Genomic DNA, 18790 nt, shown 5'->3' with positions numbered 1-18790 from the left:
TTATTGGCCGAGTTTTGCGACGAGCGCCGCTCCCCGCTCCCTCGCCCCCATTCCCGGGGAGCGATGAAGAGGAAGCTACCTCTCCGCGAAGGCCAGCTTGGCGCCGAGCGCGGCGAAACCGGCGGCGAAGCTGCGGCGCAGCCAGGCCATGACGCGCGGGCGGGAGATGACGTGTTCGCGCACCGAGGCGGCGCAGAGGCCGTAGACGACGAACACCGCAAGGGTCATCGCCATGAACGCGCCGCTCAATTCCAGCATGCGCGCCAGCACATGGACTTCGTCCGCGGCGATGAACTGCGGCAGGAAGGCGAAGAAGAAGATCGACAGCTTCGGGTTGAGGATGTTGATGAGAAAGCCGGTGACGATGACCCGGCCGACTGAACGCTCGCCGATCTCGCCCTCGACCGCCAGCGCACCTCGTTCGCGCAGCGCCTGCCAGGACATGTAGAGCAGATAAAGCACCCCGCCCCATTTCAGCGCGGCAAAGGCGAGCGCGCTGGTGTGAAGCACGGCGGCGAGCCCGAGCATGGCGGCCATCATGTGCGGCACGATCCCGAGCGTGCAGCCGAAGGCGGCCGCCAGGCTGGCGCGCGAGCCGCGCGTCAGCGCCGCAGCCAGGGTGTAGAGCACGCCGGTACCGGGGGAAGCGACGACGATCAGCGAAGTGAGCAGGAAGGACCAGGACATGGCCGGATGCTATCACCGCACACCGCGGCGAGGAAGCCGGGCTGCTGCCTTCGGAATGTAAGCCGTCACCCTGAGGCGCTCGCCTTTCGGCGAGCCTCGTAGGGTGCCAGCCCGGCTGTCGCGGCACCGCGGCCGTGCATCCTTCGAGGCTTTGTGCGGCGGCGCTATCGCGCCGCCGCACGCGCACCTCAGGATGACGGATTAGAGAGCCGAATCGCTTCGCAGCAAGGCTAAGCCTTCCTCACACCAATTGCGCGATCTCGGCTTCGCGCAGCACGTCGAGCGGCGCCCAGGGTTTGGCCCAGAACTTGGCGCCGTCGGGCAAGGGCTGCATCAGGGGACGGCCGGAGGTGACGACGACGTCGAGCCCGGGATTGCGCTGCTTTGCGACATGCGCGAGCTCGACGCCGTTCATGCGCCCCGCGAGCTGGACGTCGGTCATCATCAGGCAGAGCGCGCCGGCGCTCTTGTCGAGCACGCGCTCGGCGGCCTCGGCGCTTTCGCACTGGATGACCTGATAGCCACTCTCTTCCAGCAGCAGGCTCAGCATCTCTCTCTGCATGGCGTCGTCTTCAACGATCAGCGCTGTTGCGCGAAGTGGCTGTGCCTGTCCCATCAGCGTCTCCAATTCCTGATTTTTGCAACGTATGTTAAGGGGCGAATTCGTCTGCGGTTCGGTTCCATTCTGAAAAAATCTAAAGCATAGTTCCCTCATCGGGGCTTGACCGGGGATCGACATGACTGCAATTCGCGGCGCTGCCGCCATTACAGGTGCTGCGAGCGGCATCGGCCGGGCACTGGGCCTCGAGCTTGCGCAGCGCGGCTGCGATCTCGCGCTGGCCGATCGCGACGAAGCCGGATTGAAGGCGCTGGCAGCCGAGATCGGGTCAACGCGCAAGGTCACCCTGCACCGCGTCGACGTCGGCGAGCCCGACGACATCGTGCAATTCGCGAATGAAGCAATCGCGGCGCATCCCGCGCTCGGCATCGTCGTCAACAATGCCGGCGTGGCGCTGATGGGCTCGTTCGAGGAGATCGACCAGGCGCAGATGGACTGGCTGTTCGACATCAATTTCTGGGGCGTGGTGCACGGCACGCGTGCCTTCCTGCCGCATCTGAAGACGAGGAGCGAGGCGCACATCGTCAACCTCTCCTCGATCTTCGGCATCATCGCGCCGCCGGGTCAATCGGCCTATGCGGCGGCGAAATTCGCGGTGCGCGGCTTTTCCGAAAGCGTGCGGCATGAGCTCGCTGTGGCGGGCAGCCCGGTCAGGCTGTCGGTGGTGCATCCCGGCGGCGTCGCCACCGCGATTGCGCGCAACTCCCGCACCGGCGTCGGCGTCACCGACAATGCCCGCCGCGCGCAATCGATCGAGCGGTTCGAGAACGCGGCAAGGACCACGCCGAAGGATGCCGCGCTGCGCATCATCAGGGGTATCGAGAAGAACGAGCCCCGCATCCTGATCGGCAACGACGCCCGCTTCATGGACCTGTTGCAGCGCTTCCGCCCGGGGACATACTGGGCGCCGTTGCAGCGGAAGCTGGAGAAGATGGCGAAGGGGACGTGAGGTCGGTCGCCGCGCCTTGCGCTGTCATTCCCCGCGCAGGCGGGGAATCCAGTACGCCGCGGCCGATGCATTGGACCACAACCGTCTCGGAATACTGGATCGTCCGCCTTCGCGGACGATGACACCTTGTATTTGGCTGCCCTACTGCCCCGCCAGCCGATCCGCAAAATACCCGATCGTCTTGCGATACACCACCGCCCTGTTCCACTCACGCATCGCTTCGAAATTGGCGGTGCCTTCGCCGTAGGGCTGGCCCATCTTGAAGCCGTTGGTATGGAGCAAATTCGCGGTCGAGGCGAGCACGTCTGGAACGCTGTGGCGGAGGTCGACATGGCCGTCGCCGTCGAAATCGACGCCGTATTTGATGTAGGACGACGGCAGGAACTGGGTCTGGCCGATCTCGCCGGCAAAGGCGCCGATCAGGTCGCGCAGCGGCAGGTCGCCGCGCTGCACGATCTTCAGCGCAGCGAGCAGCTCGCCCTGGAACAGATCGGTGCGGCGGCAATCATGCGCGAGCGTCGCCAGCGTGCGGACCACCGGCATCTTGCCGATGTCGCCCTTGCCGAAATCGCTCTCCAGCCCCCAGATCGCGACCAGGATGGTACGGGGCACGCCGAACTGCTGTTCGATGCGCGAGAGCAACGCGGCGTGGCGTTGCAGCAGGGCGCGGCCGCCATTGATGCGGCCGGGGCCGACGCGGGTCGAGACATACTGCTCGAAGCTCTTGTTGAACGTGTGGCGCTGGCGCCGGTCGAAGGCGAGCACCGCGCCATCGGGGGTGACACCACTGAGCGCGGTGTTGGTCACGCTTGCAGAGACGCCGGCCGCTTGCGCTTCCTGCGCCATGCTGGCGACGAAAGCGTTGAAGTCGCCGCCGCAGCGCGCGGCCTGCGCCGAGCCGCCGGCCAGACAAAGAACGGACGCGGCGGCGAGAAGCAGTCTCAGCATGTGGGCAATCCTTTGAGGGAAAATCGTGGCTGCGAAGCAGCGCGCGGATCATGCCCGGGAAAGCAGCGAGCGTCAAAGCGCAAGGCTTGAAGGCGCAAGTCTGGAGAGGACAAGGCTGGAGAGGACGAGGCTGAAAGGGCAAGACGTGAATGGGCAAGACTTGATCCGCATCAAGCTGTCCCGCCGCCCGCTTCCTAGATTGCAGCGAACAGGAGCCGCCCAGGAGAAGCATCCATGACCGGAATTACCTTGACCGCCGAGCAGATCCGCAATGCCCCCGCAGCCGTGCGGCAATGGATCGAGCAGGAGGTGACCAATTCGCTCGGCCTTGCGCCGCGCGCGCCGGTGGCGATCCCGCCCCAGGCGTCCCATCTCGTCGCCTGCAGCGTGGAGGACGTCGCCGGCGTGCTCGAGCACATCAGGGGCGTGCTTCCGGCCGTCAACGTGCTGTTCGAGCTCGGCCGCCCCGGCATCAACTTCGGCCAGCCCGCGGTGATGACCTTCCGCCTGATGGACATCCTGCATCACACCCGCCTGCACGATGTCGGCGAGGCCATCACGTGCCTGGAGATGATCAACCAGGCGCTGATCGAGGTGAAGAAGGACCCCTCGGTGCGGTTCTGCGGCTTCGATAATGAAGGCCACTGCCTGATCGCGCCGCAGACGCAAGCGAGCATCGCAACGCTCTGGCAGACCCTGATGGAGCGGCAGCAGGCAGCGCAGGCGCGCGAGGCGGTTGGCCGGGCGGCGCCGGCGGCGTGAGCATTCCCACCGCGTGTCATTCCGGGGCGCGACGGCTTGTCCGCCATAGCTCGAAGAGCAAAGGCGGAAGTCGTCGCGCGCCCCGGAATGACGACGGAGAGAGATCGCGCTATGATATTGATACTTGGGCGGCGATAGCGCTCCAAGGCAGCACGAAGCGATCAGCCATGCCCGACCACCAGCAACGTCGCCTCTCCCTCCTCCGCATCCCGCTGTTCCGCCTGCTCGCCATCAACCTCGCGATCGGTGCCTGCGCCGCGACGCTGCTGGTCGGCGGCCTGCTCTGGCTCAACCCCGGGCATCTGCGCGAGCTGATCTTCGCCGACAGCTCGCCCGGCATTGCGCTCGCGCTGCTGCTCGCCTCCTTCCTGATCACTTTCGGCTCGGCCGCGATGGGCAGCGCGATCATGGCGCAGGGACGCAACGAGGACGGCGGCAAGCGCGGCGGACACGGATCGCGGCTCGCCGTGCAGGAGGTCGCGCGGCGCACACGGCCCAAATGATGCGCACGCCGAGAAGCGTGAGGCCCGTTTACATATGTTGGCCCGCATCATCTGCACGTAGGCGGGAAGATGTGCAGGCTGATGCAACTTTCCGACACGGCGCCTCACGCGCGCTGCATCGCGAAGGCTTGCAAGATGAACAAATTAGTTTGATGCTCTGAACAAATGCTTCGATGTGAATCGAAATCGCATGACGCGACCAACGCATATCTGATCCGCTCACTGCGACAACGAGGCCTTCGTGATTTGCCTTGCCATCGCAGAGCGTCTTCTATAGCCTTCTATTTTAGGTTGTCGCCCCGCCAGCCCCGGGCGACGCTGAAGACCAAAAATAGACGGCGGGCTTCGGCCCGCCGTTTATTGAAGAGAGGGTCTCTCAGGCAGCGGGTCCGCGGCCACGGTTCCGCGCCGGCCCCGGCGAGGCGCAAAGTCATTTGACTGCGGCCCGCCAATCGACGACAAGCCGCCCATGGCCAAGAAACCCGGAACCAACCCCAAAGGCGAATTCGCCTTCTTCAACGTCTTCTATGAAGACGATTCCCAGCGCTCCAACCGCCGCGTGCCCTCAGAGCTGCTCGGCGGCCTCGACGGCGACGAACCCGCCCGCGCCTTCCTCATGGAACAGGACCGCGAGATCGCCGAAAAGAGCGGCAAGCCGGTGCTGGAGATCAAGCGGCTCGAGCGGGTCGGGGCGAAGAAGAAATAGGTGCGCGGGCGGCGCCTGCGTGATCGGACTAGGCTGCCTTCAATTCGGACGCGACCGACGGCATGCTACGCGATGCGCCCCGACCCCGCGGCTTGTTGATCAGGCTCACCAACGTATAGCTGATGATGAGCAGCAGGAACCACGAGCCGAACTTGGCGGGCGAGACCATCGCCCATCCGTGCTGCTGGGACGGGTAGAGCCACGTCCGGGTAAAGGTGCCGATATTCTCGGCGAACCAGATGAACGCTGTCACTAGAGCGAGGCCGAGAAGTAGCGGCATCGAACGGTCATCGTTCCAGACCTTGAAATAGACCGTCGTGCGCGAGAATAGAAGCGCGGCTGCGGCGAACAGAATGATGCGCAGGTCGGGCACGTAGTGATGCGTGAAAAAGTTGACGTAGATCGCGATGCTCAGCACCGCGAGCGCCCAGCGCGGCGGATGCCGCTCGAAGCGGAAATCGAACAACCGCCACGCGCGGCAGAGATAGCTGCCGATGCACGAATACAAGAAGCCGGTGAATAGCGGCACCCCGGCAATCCTGAAGACGCTCGGCTCCGGGTAGATCCAGGAGCCGACCGAGGTCTTGAAGATCTCCATCACCGTGCCGACCACATGGTAGATCACGATCACCTTCGCCTCGTCCAGCGTCTCCAGCCGCGTCGCGAGCAGGACGATCTGGACGGCGATCATGCAGAGAAACAGGAAGTCGTAACGCGCCAGCGGCGCGCCTGCTGGATAGAAGCGACAGGTCGCGATCATCAGCGCCACAGCGATGCCGCCGAACAGACAGGCCCAGCCCTGCTTGATGCCGAAGCGAAGAAATTCATAGAGGGCCGCCGTCGATCGGCGTCGTGCCATGAAGCGTCCGAGGCGTCGTTCACGGATGATGAAACGGCGGAGGGGCGGCCAGGTTGCGGCGGCACTCGCCGGCATTATGCCGGTGTGGACTCGTCGGGCTGGGGCGATTGACCGGAAACGTGATGCACGATTGGAACCGTGGTGGGCGATCTCGGTCAAAAAATGACAGACAGAGGATGGGGCTTGAGCGGCAAACCCGCGCGCAGCTAATCATGGAGCAAGACCCCGAGACGCGGAGAAGAGCGACCACCCGCCGCTAGAGCGGATCGAGCAGGTTAGGGCAGAGAGGTGTTATCGATAGCGCATGCGAGGTGCTGACGCGATAACAATGGTGCGGGCGCGCCGGCATTCTTTGGACGCCCCTCGGCCAGGACGAGGCAGAAAGCTTTCGTGACTTTTGGATGATCGACGGATGCCCTCTGTTTGGTTTCGATCTCATGGATGAGCGAGCAAGCGGCGACTTAGTCAGACCTCTCGTTCGTCATAAATGACGCACCACGCGCTAGTCGAGCACGCAGACTGTCCTCAATAAACGAGGATAATTTTTCGACATCCTTCCACTTTGGGGTGCGACCGGCGGGATCAAATCCGTTGGCACGGATAATCGCCCGGAGCGTCTCTTTCGATAATGCCCTTAGCCACAATACGAACTCCGTCTCGCCAATCTCTTCCCACTTAGAATAGACGTCCGGAGCATTTTCTTGAGAGGCACCCAAAGCTTTGGGGGACCGACCGATCTTCGCGGGCAGAGAGTTCAGGACGATATCTAGCCTATTCGCAAAGTCTGGATTTCGATCTGCCTCCAGAGCCAAGAGGTCGACCAAACCGCGCAAGAGCGCCACTAGCTCTTTCTCTTTTCGCATAGCTGGGTAATTTCCTCTGTAAGTCCACGTAGTGCCGGATAGGCTGCTCCATACTTACCCTTAAATGTTCGGATGTCCGCATCAACGTCAGCACCGCGCGCAACATCTACAGTTTGAGGAATGGTATTGGCGAAAAGCGGAGGCTGCCGAAGTCCTCCAGAGGCTCCAAAGTGCCCAAGTCGACCCGATCGTAGATCGGTGATTACCCTACGATGCAAATTGTTTGCTTGTACCTTTGTCGCGACGATTCCAACAGGCGGAATCACCTTCCCGATGTCGTTTGAGAAGCGAGCGACGTTATCAACGATCTGATAAATGCCCCACGTCGATACAATGTCTGGGATTGTTGGGATTACGTAACCTGTCGAAATACGTAGGCCATTCTTTGTGATTGCACCAAGACTGGGCGGGCAATCGATAATTATGTAATCGTAACGTTCGATTACGGGTGCGAGAGCTTCACGAAGTATCTCGATCGGATTTGTCGTAAAATTTCCGGTAAGCGCAATCATTGGGATTTTGTCTTGCATCTCAATTAGCCTGATGCTGGAAGACAATAGATCTAATCGAGCGATCCCATCATTGATCGTTGAAACGCGCCGGACGATGGCCGTCTCAATGTCGAACTGAGGCTGGCTCTGAGGACTGAGTCGATCCGCGAATAGCTGAGCGATGGTCTTGCCGTCTTTGTCCAACTCGGCCCACTTGTCTTCCGTAATCACGGTGACGGTCGCATTAGTCTGCGGGTCAAGATCAATCAGCAAAACGTGCTTTCGATCTTCTTGCGCGAGAATTTCCGCTACTGCCACAGCAGTAGTCGTTTTTCCAACCCCTCCCTTGAGATTGATAAAACTCAGAACGTGGGTTTCTTCTCCACGAAAACTTTTGACCCATGCACTTACAATTTCACGCCTCCACACCGGGCCACTCTGAAGGGTCTGAAACGGTTTGGGAAAGTGATCATAGCGTAGCCGCCAGTTCGAAACCGCTTGTTTCGAGGTCTTAGCCAGCTCCGCAATTTCGGCAATTCCGACAAGATCAGCTTGAGCCATACTATATTACCTCCAATATTCGCTCTCGTGAACTTTATACACAAAAATTGACGAACGTGCAATTTTCGCATAATTTCGTCCTGCTGTTGCAAAGAAGGGGATTGTCGATGGCACCATGAAACTTAACACAGGAGACTACATTGAGAGTAATAGTTCGTTTTTCGCTAAACAACGATTCTGGCAGTGGATTGAGGAACGCGCTGGCAGCAGTTCTAGAAGGCGCAGGGCTAACAAGAACGACCAAGACAGCCACTTACGAAGGCGATCTGGACGAGGCCGAAATCCGAGACACCCAACGTAAATTTTGGAATATCGCAGACGGATATGTGCCGGCTTATGTCGATCACTTTTGGATGTATGCTGACCAAACGGACGAGGGTGCACAGAGCAAGGCCGCGTAGCTCGTATAGGTAAAACAAAAACGGCGGGCTTCGGCCCGCCGTTTTCGTTTGGATGGATGCCCGGGTCAGGCCCGGGCATGACGATCCGAATTAATTATCCAAGAAACTCCGCAGCTTCCGGCTCCTCGACGGATGCTTCAACTTCCGCAGCGCCTTCGCCTCGATCTGGCGAATACGTTCGCGCGTCACGCTGAACTGCTGGCCCACTTCTTCCAGCGTGTGGTCGGTGTTCATGCCGATGCCGAAGCGCATGCGGAGCACGCGCTCTTCGCGCGGAGTGAGCGAGGCGAGCACGCGCGTGGTGGTTTCGCGCAGGTTCGACTGGATCGCGGCATCGATCGGCAGGATCGCGTTCTTGTCCTCGATGAAATCGCCGAGGTGTGAATCCTCTTCGTCACCGACCGGGGTTTCGAGCGACAGCGGCTCCTTGGCGATCTTGAGGACCTTGCGAACCTTCTCCAGCGGCATGCCGAGCTTCTCGGCGAGCTCTTCCGGAGTCGGCTCGCGGCCGATCTCGTTGAGCATCTGGCGGGACGTGCGCACGATCTTGTTGATCGTCTCGATCATGTGCACGGGGATGCGGATGGTGCGGGCCTGGTCGGCGATCGAACGCGTGATCGCCTGCCGGATCCACCACGTGGCGTAGGTCGAGAACTTGTAGCCGCGGCGGTATTCGAACTTGTCGACCGCCTTCATCAGGCCGATGTTGCCTTCCTGGATCAGGTCGAGGAACTGCAGGCCGCGGTTGGTGTATTTCTTGGCGATCGAGATCACGAGACGGAGGTTGGCTTCCACCATCTCCTTCTTGGCCTGGCGTGCTTCGCGCTCGCCCTTCTGCACGGAGTGCACGATCTTGCGGAACTCGATGATCTCCAGGCCGGTCAGCGCCGCGAGCTGATGTACCTCGTGGCGGAGGTCCTTGATCCGGTCCTTCTCGTGATGGACGAAGTTCTTCCAGCCCTTGGCCGAAAGCTTCGAGACACGGTTGAGCCAGCGCGGATCGAGCTCCGAGCCGGTGTAGTTGCGCAAAAAGTCCTCGCGCGCGACGCCGTGGCTGTCGGCGAGACGCATCAAGCGGCCCTCGTGCGAGACGAGGCGCTTGTTGATGTCGTAGAGCTGCTCGACCAGTGAATCGATACGCGCCTGGTTCAGGCGCAGCGACTTCACCTCGACGATGATCTCGTCCTTGAGCTTGCGATACTTGCGCTCCTGGTGCGGCGACAGCGAGGGCCCGTGCGAGGTGCTCTCGAGCTGGTTCTGGATGTCCTGCTCCTGCAGCTTGCGCAGTTTCTTGTAGCTGTCGGCGATCTTGTCGAAGATCTCGACCACCTTCGGCTTGAGCTCGGCCTCGATCGCCGCGAGCGACATCTGGTTCTCGAACTCGTCGTCCTCGTCCATGTCGGCTTCGGCGGCGGATTCGGCCGGATCCTTGGCCTCGCCACCCGGGCTGCCGCCGGGGGCGGGTTGCCCGGCGCGGAACGGGGTCGGCGCCGGCGGCGCTGCGGGCGGGGCGACATGCGCGGGCGCACCGGTCGCGGCAGCCTGGCCGCCCTCGGCGGACGCTTCACCGTTCTCGCCGGTGGGACCCGCGATCATCGCATTGTTCATGCCGGCCTTGGCGTCGGGCCCGGCATAGGTGGCTTCGAGATCGATGATGTCGCGGAGGAAGATCTTGCCTTCGTTGAGTTCGTCGCGCCAGATGATGATGGCCTGGAAGCTCAGCGGGCTTTCGCACAGGCCTGCGATCATCGCCTCGCGGCCGGCCTCGATGCGCTTGGCGATGGCGATTTCGCCTTCGCGGGAGAGCAGCTCGACCGTGCCCATCTCGCGCAGATACATGCGCACGGGATCGTCGGTGCGCTCGCCCGGCTCGCTCTTCTTGACCTCGGTGACGGCCTTCTGGGTGACCTCGACGAGCTCGTTGTCGGTCTCGTCCTCGCCGCCCTCGTCCTTTTCTTCCTCGCCTTCGCTATCGTCGGCTTCGGTGACGTTGATGCCCATGTCGGAGAGCATCGACATGATGTCCTCGATCTGTTCGGGCGAGGTCTGGTCGGACGGCAAGACTTCGTTGAGCTGATCGAAGGTCACGAAGCCGCGCTTCTTGGCCTGCTTGATCATCTTCTTCACTGCCGCGTCGGACAGATCGAGCAAGGGCGAGGGCGCGTCCTGGGAGTCCTTCTCCGGCGCGTCCGCTGCCTTGTCGTCTTTTTCCTTGTCCTTCGCCTGCAGCGTCTTTGCCTTGGTGGCCATCCATTGCTCCTAAACGCGCTTCATGCAGACGGTTGCCACGCCCGCGTGAAATCACTTGAACCTGTTGCTCGACGCTCTCGCTTCGCCAGATCTCGACACGGAAAGGGCGGCGCGCACATCTCTCGCCACCCCGACCCTTCTCTCGCCGGATTTGCCTAACGCTTCGTGAGCCTCTTTGTCGCAGCGGATGCAGGTGAAGTGCCAACAGCTATTGCGCGGATTCATTCCTGACGCGTCTGTTCTGCCTGCGGCCGCCTGGGGGCCAAAGTGCTACAAGACCGTTAAGCCTCGATTAACCCTGTTTTTGCCGCCAAACCTTGGATTTGGCGAGTCTTTTAGCGGTTCCGGCTGCGGCCGTCCGCATGATTCTTTCATCACACGCTCTTCTGGAACCGGCCCGACAGCTCGCCAAAACCCTCGATCAGGGCCTCGGTGCCGTCGACTTCGGCCAACCGAGCCTTCACATCACGCAGCCACGCCATATTGGCCTCGCTGGGATCCTCCCCCAAGGCCAGTTCGGCGTCCTTCAGCTCTCTAAGTAGTGAATGGTACTGCCGATGCAAGGCAACGAGCTGGTGCCAGGTGGCGAGAACATCGTCTCGCGCGGCGCCCTCGCGGGCCCCCCACACGGCTTGCGTCGTGATACCGCTCTCAACCCTTTGAAGAAGCTGTGAAAATCCGCCTTTCTCGATGTCCGACCGCATCTTCTCGGCCTGCTCGGTCGGGTCCGGCGAGTGGTGGTGGTCGTTGGCGAAGGCGGCGATGATGCCGGCCCGGAGCTTGTGGGCCTCGGGATGGGCCAGCTCCAGGGCGGCGACCTCCTCGAGGTGGTCGTCCAGCAGCCAGGGGTGGTTGATCAGGATCTGCAGGATCAGCGCCTCGCGGCGGGAAATGGCGCTGCGCTGGCCGCGCATGATCGGGCTCGCCGCCAGCTGGGGGCTCGCCGCCTGATAGGGGCCGGAGGGTAGCGGGGAGGAGCCCGGCGGGCCGCGGCGCCCTCCGCTAAATCCTCCCCCGAATGCTCCCCCGAATCCTTGGCCACCGAATCGATTCGCGCCTCCCGCAACCCGGGGCTGGAATTGGCGGGCGCCACCACCCTGACGGAAATTGCCCCGGCTGCCGAAGCCGCCGCGCCCGCCCTCGGGGGCAAAGGCGCGCTGCAGCCGCTCGACGAAATCGTCGCGGTAATAGCGCCGCACCACCTCGTCGCGGATCCCGTTCGCGAGCTCCTTGATGCGCGCCTCCAGCGCGGCGCGGCGCTCGGGGGTGGCGAAATTGCCGCCTTCGAGCTCGCGCGACCAGAGCATCTCGGCCAGCGGCTTCGCCGCCGCGATCACGTCCTCGATGGCGCCGCGGCCGCCAGAGCGCACGAGATCGTCGGGGTCCTGCCCCTCCGGCAGCAGCGCGAAACGAAGGCTCTTGCCGGGTGCGAGGAAGGGCAAGGCGAGGTCGGCGGCACGATATGCCGCCTTCTGGCCGGCGCGGTCGCCGTCGAAGCAGAGGATCGGCTCGTCCGCCATCTTCCAGAGCAGCGCGAGCTGGCTTTCGGTGAGCGCCGTGCCGAGCGGCGCGACGGCGCCGGCAAAGCCCGCGGTGACCATGGCGATGACGTCGACATAGCCCTCGACCACGATCAGCGCGCTGCCATCATGGGTGGCTTTGCGTGCGGTCTGGTGATTGTAGAGATTGTCGCCCTTGTGGAAGAGCGGCGTCTCGGGCGAGTTCAGATACTTGGCCGGAACGTCCTTCTCCAGCGCGCGCCCGCCGAAGGCGATGACGCGGCCGCGCATATCGGTGATCGGGAACATCACGCGATCGCGGAAGCGGTCGTAGGGCACGGGAATGTCGTCGCCGGCCACCAGCAGGCCGGTCTCGACCATGTCCTCGACGGAAACACCGAGCTTGCCGAGATGCTCCTTCAGCGCGAAGCGATCGGGCGAGGCATAGCCGAGGCGGAACTGCAATTGCGTCGCCGGCGAGATGGCGCGGTCGGCGAGATAGCCGCGCGCCTTGGCACCCAGGCGCGAGGCCAACGTTTCCGCGAAATAGGTGGCGGCGAGATCCATGACGTCGTGCAGCGTGCGGCGGCGCTGCTCCTGCCGCGCCGCATCCGGCGTCACCGCCGGCAGCGCCAGGCCCGCCATGCTGGCGAGCCGCTCCACCGCCTCGCCGAACGGCAGGCCGTCGGTCTCCATCACGAAGCTGATGATGTCGCCGTGCTTGCCGGAGGAGAAGTCGTGGTAAAAACCCTTCTGGTCGTTGACGTAGAAGGACGGCGTCTTCTCCTGCTGGAACGGCGACAGCCCCTTCCACTCCCGCCCCGCCTTCTTCAGCTTGACGCGCTTGCCCACGACTTCGGAGACCGAAAGCCGGGCCCGAAGCTCGTCGAGGAATTGGGGCGTGAAGCGCATGAGGTGGGTTTAGCCGAGCGTTTGAGTCGGGCGACGGATCAGGGATATAGGTGCGGCCCGGCTAAAGGTTAGGTCTAGGCGGGTTATCCGACTTATTCGACCTATGCACAGGCCGCGTCATGCTCCCGTCATTCCGGGGCGCCGCAAGGCGGACCGGAATCTATCGGGCTGCTGGACTGCCGGGAGAAATGGATTCCGGGCGCGCCCCTCGGGGCGCCCCGGAATGACGAGCCACTTGAACCCGGCCCGGTTCCACGCTTCCATAGCGCCCATGTTCAGGACGTTTCGAGGCGGCCACAGCGGGGGCTGGCGTGTCACCTCGGTCGCAGCCGTGACCGGCGAGCCCCTGCCCTTCATGCCCGCGCTGTCGGTGACCGACAGCGGGGCCATCTCATTGCCGCTGGTGCCCTCGCGCAATGCGTGGCGGCTGGTCGGCGCGCCCAGCAGCTTGCGCTACACCGAGCGGCCCGAGAAGCAGCAGCTCACCGCCGTGCAGGCCGGGCTCGGCCGGGTTGAAGCAACCAGCGCGGCGCTGATCCCGATCCGCAAATCGCAGGCCTGGTGGGACCTGACCCAGGAGGAGCGACGCAGGATCTTCGAGGACAAGTCGCACCACATCGCCAGCAGTCTTCGTTTCCTGCCCGCGATCGCGCGCCAGCTCTATCACTGCCGCGACCTCGGCGAGCCCTTCGACTTCCTGACCTGGTTCGAATTCGCCCCCGCGCACGCCTCGCTGTTCGAGGAGCTGGTGGGGATGCTGAGGCGGACCGAGGAATGGAGTTACGTCGAGCGCGAGGTCGACGTGCGCGTTGTGAAGGAGGTGCTGTCGGCTTAAAGCGGCAAGAACCGCCCGGACTCGATGATCGGCAGACCCGCGACCGGCCAATTGTAGACATAGGTCCAGGCCTTCTCGGTGGCGCCATCAGGCGGCGTCACGTCGACCAGTCGGCGCAGATATTCGGTCGGCTCCGGAAAACCCTCGCCGCAGGCCTCATACATGTCGAGTTCGCCCAGCAGCTCGTCAGGCACGCGCATCCGGAACAGCTCGCCGTGGACAATGTCGGAGGCCGCGTCAGACAGCAGCAAACCCGGATAATGCTTCACCAGGACGAGCCGGCCGCGGCAGGTCGCTTCACCCATGAAATCCGCATGCCCCGCAAGCAGCCGCGCCATCGGATGGTCGAAGCCGCGCATCAGGGTGCCGTAGACGAAGAGGCGATCGGAGGTCATGCTGTTTGAACGTTGCGACGTCGATGCAATGGCGTTACTCCGTTTAGACACGTAATCGTTTCATAGGCAATCAGGATGGACCTGCACACGGCCGAGGCGGCCGATCGACTGCTCGGCGAGGACGACACTCCGCCCGTGCACGAGGAGAATGCGGAGGGGACTTCGCCCTTCCTGCTCACCGCGGATCATTACGGACGGATGCTGCCGCACGCGCTGGACGATCTCGGCCTCGCGGAGGGCGAACTTGTCAGGCACATCGGCTGGGATATCGGCATTGCCGGCGTCGCCGACCGGCTCGCAAAGCTGCTCGACGCGCATCTGATTGCGCAGCGTTATTCGCGACTCGTGATCGACTGCAACCGTCCGCCGGCCGCGGCCAGTTCGATCCCCGTGATCTCCGAGGCCACCGCGATCCCGCGCAACGAAGGGATTTCGGACGGCGAGCGCGCGGCGCGCCGGCGCGAGATTTTCGAGCCTTATCATCATCGCATCGATGCCGCGATCGACCGCCGCGTGCATGACGAGCGGCCGACGGTGCTGGTCTCGCTGCACAGTTTCACGCCAGTCTATGCCGGCGTCGCGCGACCCTGGCACATCGGCGCGCTCTACAACCGCGACACCGTGCTGCCGCAGCTGCTGCTCAAGCATCTGCGCGCAGAGGGCGACCTCGTCGTTGGCGACAACGAGCCCTATGCGGTGAACGACCTCACCGACTACACTATCCCCGTGCACGGCGAAGCGCGCGGCCTCGTCAGCACCGGCATCGAGATCCGGCAGGATCTGATCACGGATCACACGGGCCAGCAGCAATGGGCCGAACGGCTGGCGCGGATCTTTGCCGAGATCGAGGTGGAGCTGCGGCCGAAGCTTTTGGGGTAAAGCTCACTTCGCCCGGGTCAGCGCCAGCCAGATGCCGCCGCCGATCATGAAGCCGCCGGAGATGCGCGACATCATCCGGGTGCGGCGCGCCGAGAAGAATCTTCGCGCGCGGCCTGCCGCAATGGCGTAGAGCGCATCGGTCATCACAGCAGTGACCATGAAGGTCGCGCCAAGCAGCGCGACTTGCGGAAAGTGCGGCTGGTTCATGTCCATGAACTGCGGGATGAAGGCGCCGAAGAACACCAGCACCTTCGGGTTCGACAGCAGCACCAGGAAACCCTGCAGGAAGAAGCCGCCGCGCGGCGGCACCGGCGGCTCGTCGACATTGACGCCCTCGACCGGCGCCCAGATCAGCTTGATGCCGAGCCAGACCAGATAAGCAGCGCCCGCAAAGCGCACCCAGTCGAACCAGTAACCCATGGTCGCCATCAGCGAGGTCAGGCCGACCGCCACGATGCCGATGACGATGGCAAGCCCGGCTTGCGCACCGGCCACGTTAGTCAGCGCGGCACGCGTGCCGTGGCGCAGGCCGTTGGCGATGACGAGGGTCACGATCGGCCCCGGCAGCAGCGCCAGTGCAATGCAGGCGGCGAGGAAGGCGAAATAGGCTTGCATGGACATCATGGGAGGACTCGGGCTCGGGGCAGCGTGCGCGTATTAATGCATGGGATGGACGGGAACGGAAGCCGGATGAGCGCGATGCGCGCGCTCAATCAGCGGTGTCATCCTCAGCGAAAGCGTGCCTTCGCGGGGAATGACGGTGGAGAATGTGGAAGTCGGTGTACCACATCGACGCCGACATCACCTCGCGCCTGATCGTCAATTCTTCGGCAGCCCGGCCGCGGCGCGTGCCGCCCCGGTCAGCTCGAGGATATGCAAACCGGTATTGGCGCGATCGACAATGTAGATGTAGCCGCGGTCGTCCGTCTCGACATTGTTGGTCTGGATCGCGACCTTGCAGCGCTCGCCGCCTTCGATCGGGATGCAGCGCTTGTCGGTCGCAGCCGTGATCGAGGGAATGAAATGGCCGACCTCCTTCGGGTGATAGGGATCGCGGATGTCGAGCGCGCGCACGCCGGCATTGAAGAAGGCGATGAAGGCCATCTTCTTGTAATAGACCGGCTCCATGCTCTCGTTGGAGGAATGCGCGCCGAACCGGCCGCCGCGCTGGCAGAACCGCCCGCTCGCCTCCGGCACGGTGTAGCTCGAGATCATCATCGGCCTCGTCTCGGTGGTGACGTCGGCGAACCACACCATCTGTCGCGCCTCGCCGCATTCGTTCAGGATGGCCTCGTCCACGATCATCACGATGTCGCGGGTCTTGCCGTCCTTGTCCTCGGCGAATTCGGCGATGGGCATGTCGAGCATCGGAAACGTCGTATGCGCGCCGTTGAAGGCCGACATCGGCAGGCGCGCAATCTCGGGATAGCGCAGATTGTCCGGCGTCGGCTCCTTCGGTCCGTTCAGCAGCTTCTCGCGATCGACGATCTGCAAAATGCCGTCCTTGTCGGTGCCGTAACCGAAATAGACGCGATTGCCATTGGGCCCGGTCGAGATCGGCCCGTGCAACTCGGTCGGCACCGCGCCGGTCGAGCCGGGCTCCTGACCGGGCAGTCCGAAGTCGCGGATCTTCTGCGGATGCGCGGGATCGGAGAGATCGTAGATCTGCGTCATACGCCGTGTTCGCCAGTCCGGCGCGCCCGAGACGAGATAGGCAATGCCGGTGTCGCATTCCCACCAGCTCTTGTGCGTGTCCTTCAGGCCGCCAATGCGCGTGATGAGCACAGGGCTGGCGGGATCGGTGACGTTCCAGATCTCATGCGCCTCGCTGCCGAAGGTGCGCAGCATGTAGACCGCGTTGGTATCGCCCTTTGGCAACGTCTTGCCGTCGCAGACCCGCACCATCTGCGCGCCGCCGGATTCGTACTTGCCCTCCTGCCCCGGCAGATGCCGCAGATATTTCGGACGGGCGGGATCGGTGACGTCGATGATGGAGGTTCCGTTCGGCTCGGCCTTGCCCGTCATCGGATTGACGGGCGCGGGCACATCATCGGTGCCGCCGTGATGGCCGATATAGGCGATCCAGCGATTGCCCCGGTGATGGATGGTCGGCTGATAGGCGCTGCGGGCCTGGAGATCGTTGCTGCCGACGAGCTTCATGTTGGAGGCTTCGGGCGGCGCGCCGATGGTTTGCTGCTGCGCCTCGGCCGCGGTGCTGCACACGAAAAGGACAAGGATGGCAGCAGTCAAGACGCAGCGGAACATCAATGTCCTCCCGGAACCGATCTGTGCTGGCTGAGCCCCAACGGTAACACAGCCGAATGCCTGCACCAAAGACACCATCTTGACATGCAACCATTTGGTTGCCTATTATCCCGGTCATGGATGAGGTCTTCAAAGCGCTCGCCGATGCATCACGACGATCGCTGCTCGACAGGCTTCATGCGACAAACGGCCAGACGCTGAGCGAGCTCTGCGAGGGCCTCGCCATGACGCGGCAGGCCGTGACCAAGCACCTTGCCATTTTGGAGGAGGCGAATCTCGTCGCCACCATCAGGCATGGCCGCGAGAAGCTGCATTACCTCAACCCGGTGCCGATCCATCAGATCGGCGAACGCTGGATTAGGAAATTCGAGCGCGGCAAGCTGGCCGCGCTCGGCGAGTTGAAACGCCAGTTGGAGAAGCGCGATGAGTAAGCCGGAATTCGTCTACGTGACCTATATCGAGACCACGCCGGAAAAGCTGTGGGAAGCGCTGACGTCGCGCGAATTCACCAGGCAATACTGGTTCGGCGCCGAGGTCCGCTCCGACTGGAAGGTCGGCTCACCCTTTGCGCTCACGCTCGAGGGCGAAGTCACCGATTCCGGCGAAATCCTCGAGGCCGATCCGCCGCGACGGCTGTCCTACAGCTTCAAGCACCAGAAGTTCGAAGAGCTGCGCGGCGAGCCGATCTCGCGCGTCGTCTTCACCATCGAACCGTTCGGCGCGCTCGTGCGTTTGACCGTGTTGCATGACGGCTTCGTCGAGGGCGGCAAATATCTCGGAGCCGTCTCCAATGGCTGGCCGGCGATCCTGTCCGGGCTCAAGAGCCTGCTGGAGAGAGGCAAGGTACTCGCCATACCCCGCACCGCCCTCAACAAGGGATTCGACGCAAAATGAAGCTGGATCAGTTCAAGCCGCTGACGGTCTACACCATCTACATTGCTTCGACGCCGGAGAAGGTGTGGGAAGCGCTGACCTCGGCGGAGTTCAGCAAGCAGTATTTCTTCGGCAATGAAGTGGAGGTCGAGCCATGGCTTGGCGGCAGCTTCATGGTGCGCACGCCTGACGGCGCGCTGCACATCAGCGGCGAGGTTCTCGCCTACGATCCACCGCGAAAGCTGTCGGTCACGTTCAACGTGAACTGGCCCGAGCTGATCGAGAAGCTCGGCCCGACGCTCGTGACCTACGAGATCGAGCAGGCCGGCGATGCGGTCCGCCTCACGATGAGCGAAGGCCACGACCGCGAGCTCAGCGACGACATCCTCGAAGGCGGACGGCAGGGCTGGCCGGCGATCCTCTCCGGTCTCAAGAGCGTCCTCGAGACCGGCAAGCCGCTGGCGGTGAAAATGGGCCCGCCGCAGCGGATGCTCGATGCGCTGAAGGCGATGGGGATCAAGACGCCGTAGCGG

At 63.1% G+C, this 18790-nt stretch carries 19 protein-coding genes; 9 read left to right on the top strand and 10 right to left on the bottom strand.

The annotated features are described in order from the left end of the window. Positions 1-75: 75 nt before the first annotated feature. Together CIT40_RS06545 and CIT40_RS06540 are read right to left on the bottom strand one after the other, a co-directional pair. A complete protein-coding gene (locus CIT40_RS06545; protein ID WP_094895117.1) occupies positions 76-687 on the bottom strand; it encodes a LysE family translocator in 612 nt (203 codons plus the stop codon). 241 nt (positions 688-928) lie between these two features. Then, positions 929-1303 carry a response regulator gene (locus CIT40_RS06540; protein WP_094895167.1) on the bottom strand — a complete coding sequence of 125 codons (375 nt, stop codon included), beginning with the start codon at positions 1301-1303 and terminating at the stop codon, positions 929-931. Between the two features lie 121 nt (positions 1304-1424). Between CIT40_RS06540 and CIT40_RS06535 the strand changes: the two genes are divergently transcribed. Further along, positions 1425-2255 carry an SDR family NAD(P)-dependent oxidoreductase gene (locus tag CIT40_RS06535; RefSeq protein WP_094895116.1) on the top strand — a complete coding sequence of 277 codons (831 nt, stop codon included), beginning with the start codon at positions 1425-1427 and terminating at the stop codon, positions 2253-2255. 141 nt (positions 2256-2396) lie between these two features. Here CIT40_RS06535 and CIT40_RS06530 read toward each other — a convergent pair whose 3' ends face one another. Continuing rightward, a complete protein-coding gene (locus CIT40_RS06530; RefSeq protein ID WP_094895115.1) occupies positions 2397-3203 on the bottom strand; it encodes a lytic murein transglycosylase in 807 nt (268 codons plus the stop codon). Between the two features lie 234 nt (positions 3204-3437). Here CIT40_RS06530 and CIT40_RS06525 point away from each other — a divergent pair, with 234 nt between their 5' ends. The 3 genes from CIT40_RS06525 to CIT40_RS06515 all read left to right on the top strand — a co-directional run bounded on the left by CIT40_RS06525 (position 3438) and on the right by CIT40_RS06515 (position 5174). Continuing rightward, entirely contained in the window at positions 3438-3965 is a 528-nt protein-coding gene (locus tag CIT40_RS06525; RefSeq protein WP_094895114.1) for a hypothetical protein, read from the top strand. Positions 3966-4132: 167 nt separating this feature from the next. Continuing rightward, complete coding sequence (locus CIT40_RS06520; protein WP_094895113.1) at positions 4133-4468, top strand: hypothetical protein; 336 nt, start codon at positions 4133-4135, stop codon at positions 4466-4468. Positions 4469-4937: 469 nt separating this feature from the next. Beyond that, positions 4938-5174 (top strand): hypothetical protein, encoded by a 237-nt coding sequence (locus tag CIT40_RS06515; RefSeq protein ID WP_094895112.1) that lies wholly within the window; start codon positions 4938-4940, stop codon positions 5172-5174. A gap of 28 nt (positions 5175-5202) precedes the next feature. On the opposite strand, the gene CIT40_RS06510 is transcribed toward CIT40_RS06515, so the two are convergent. The 4 genes from CIT40_RS06510 to dnaG all read right to left on the bottom strand — a co-directional run bounded on the left by CIT40_RS06510 (position 5203) and on the right by dnaG (position 13010). Next, a complete protein-coding gene (locus CIT40_RS06510) occupies positions 5203-6108 on the bottom strand; it encodes a DUF817 domain-containing protein (protein ID WP_094895111.1) in 906 nt (301 codons plus the stop codon). 766 nt (positions 6109-6874) lie between these two features. After that, positions 6875-7948, bottom strand: coding sequence for an AAA family ATPase (locus CIT40_RS06505; protein ID WP_094895109.1), 1074 nt, complete (start codon positions 7946-7948; stop codon positions 6875-6877). Between the two features lie 491 nt (positions 7949-8439). Further along, on the bottom strand, positions 8440-10599 hold the full coding sequence (gene rpoD / locus CIT40_RS06500; protein WP_094895108.1) for an RNA polymerase sigma factor RpoD: 2160 nt from the start codon (positions 10597-10599) through the stop codon (positions 8440-8442). Positions 10600-10973: 374 nt separating this feature from the next. Then, positions 10974-13010 (bottom strand): DNA primase, encoded by a 2037-nt coding sequence (gene dnaG, locus CIT40_RS06495; protein ID WP_094895107.1) that lies wholly within the window; start codon positions 13008-13010, stop codon positions 10974-10976. A 271-nt stretch (positions 13011-13281) separates the two neighbouring features. On the opposite strand from dnaG, the gene CIT40_RS06490 reads away from it, so the two are divergent. Continuing rightward, the gene (locus tag CIT40_RS06490; protein WP_094895106.1) at positions 13282-13845 is read left to right on the top strand and encodes a chlorite dismutase family protein; all 564 of its coding nucleotides are present in this window, start codon (positions 13282-13284) and stop codon (positions 13843-13845) included. Here the strand turns inward: CIT40_RS06490 and CIT40_RS06485 are convergent. Next, on the bottom strand, positions 13842-14240 hold the full coding sequence (locus tag CIT40_RS06485) for a gamma-glutamylcyclotransferase family protein (RefSeq protein ID WP_094895105.1): 399 nt from the start codon (positions 14238-14240) through the stop codon (positions 13842-13844). The two genes, CIT40_RS06490 and CIT40_RS06485, sit on opposite strands and share 4 nt — an antisense overlap. Positions 14241-14315: 75 nt before the next feature. On the opposite strand from CIT40_RS06485, the gene CIT40_RS06480 reads away from it, so the two are divergent. Beyond that, positions 14316-15119 (top strand): N-formylglutamate amidohydrolase, encoded by an 804-nt coding sequence (locus CIT40_RS06480; protein ID WP_094895104.1) that lies wholly within the window; start codon positions 14316-14318, stop codon positions 15117-15119. A 3-nt stretch (positions 15120-15122) separates the two neighbouring features. Here the strand turns inward: CIT40_RS06480 and CIT40_RS06475 are convergent, their stop codons facing one another. After that, the gene (locus CIT40_RS06475; protein WP_162307374.1) at positions 15123-15743 is read right to left on the bottom strand and encodes a LysE family translocator; all 621 of its coding nucleotides are present in this window, start codon (positions 15741-15743) and stop codon (positions 15123-15125) included. A 195-nt stretch (positions 15744-15938) separates the two neighbouring features. Continuing rightward, positions 15939-17384, bottom strand: a complete 1446-nt coding sequence (locus tag CIT40_RS06470; RefSeq protein WP_094895103.1) for an LVIVD repeat-containing protein — start codon at positions 17382-17384, stop codon at positions 15939-15941. A gap of 116 nt (positions 17385-17500) precedes the next feature. Here CIT40_RS06470 and CIT40_RS06465 point away from each other — a divergent pair, with 116 nt between their 5' ends. The 3 genes from CIT40_RS06465 to CIT40_RS06455 are packed head-to-tail and all read left to right on the top strand — an operon-like array spanning position 17501 to position 18787. Continuing rightward, positions 17501-17815: an ArsR/SmtB family transcription factor gene (locus CIT40_RS06465; RefSeq protein ID WP_094895102.1), complete on the top strand. Its 315-nt coding sequence runs from the start codon at positions 17501-17503 to the stop codon at positions 17813-17815. Then, entirely contained in the window at positions 17808-18278 is a 471-nt protein-coding gene (locus CIT40_RS06460) for an SRPBCC family protein (RefSeq protein WP_094895101.1), read from the top strand. Before CIT40_RS06465 ends, CIT40_RS06460 begins: the two co-directional genes overlap by 8 nt. Then, complete coding sequence (locus CIT40_RS06455; RefSeq protein WP_094895100.1) at positions 18275-18787, top strand: SRPBCC family protein; 513 nt, start codon at positions 18275-18277, stop codon at positions 18785-18787. The genes CIT40_RS06460 and CIT40_RS06455 overlap by 4 nt, the downstream gene beginning before the upstream one ends. Positions 18788-18790: the final 3 nt, after the last annotated feature.

The sequence above is a fragment of the Bradyrhizobium amphicarpaeae genome (genome assembly GCF_002266435.3).
Lineage (GTDB): Bacteria > Pseudomonadota > Alphaproteobacteria > Rhizobiales > Xanthobacteraceae > Bradyrhizobium > Bradyrhizobium amphicarpaeae.
The sequence above is the reverse complement of the archived record's forward strand: the minus strand, read 5'-3'. Positions and strand labels throughout refer to the sequence as shown.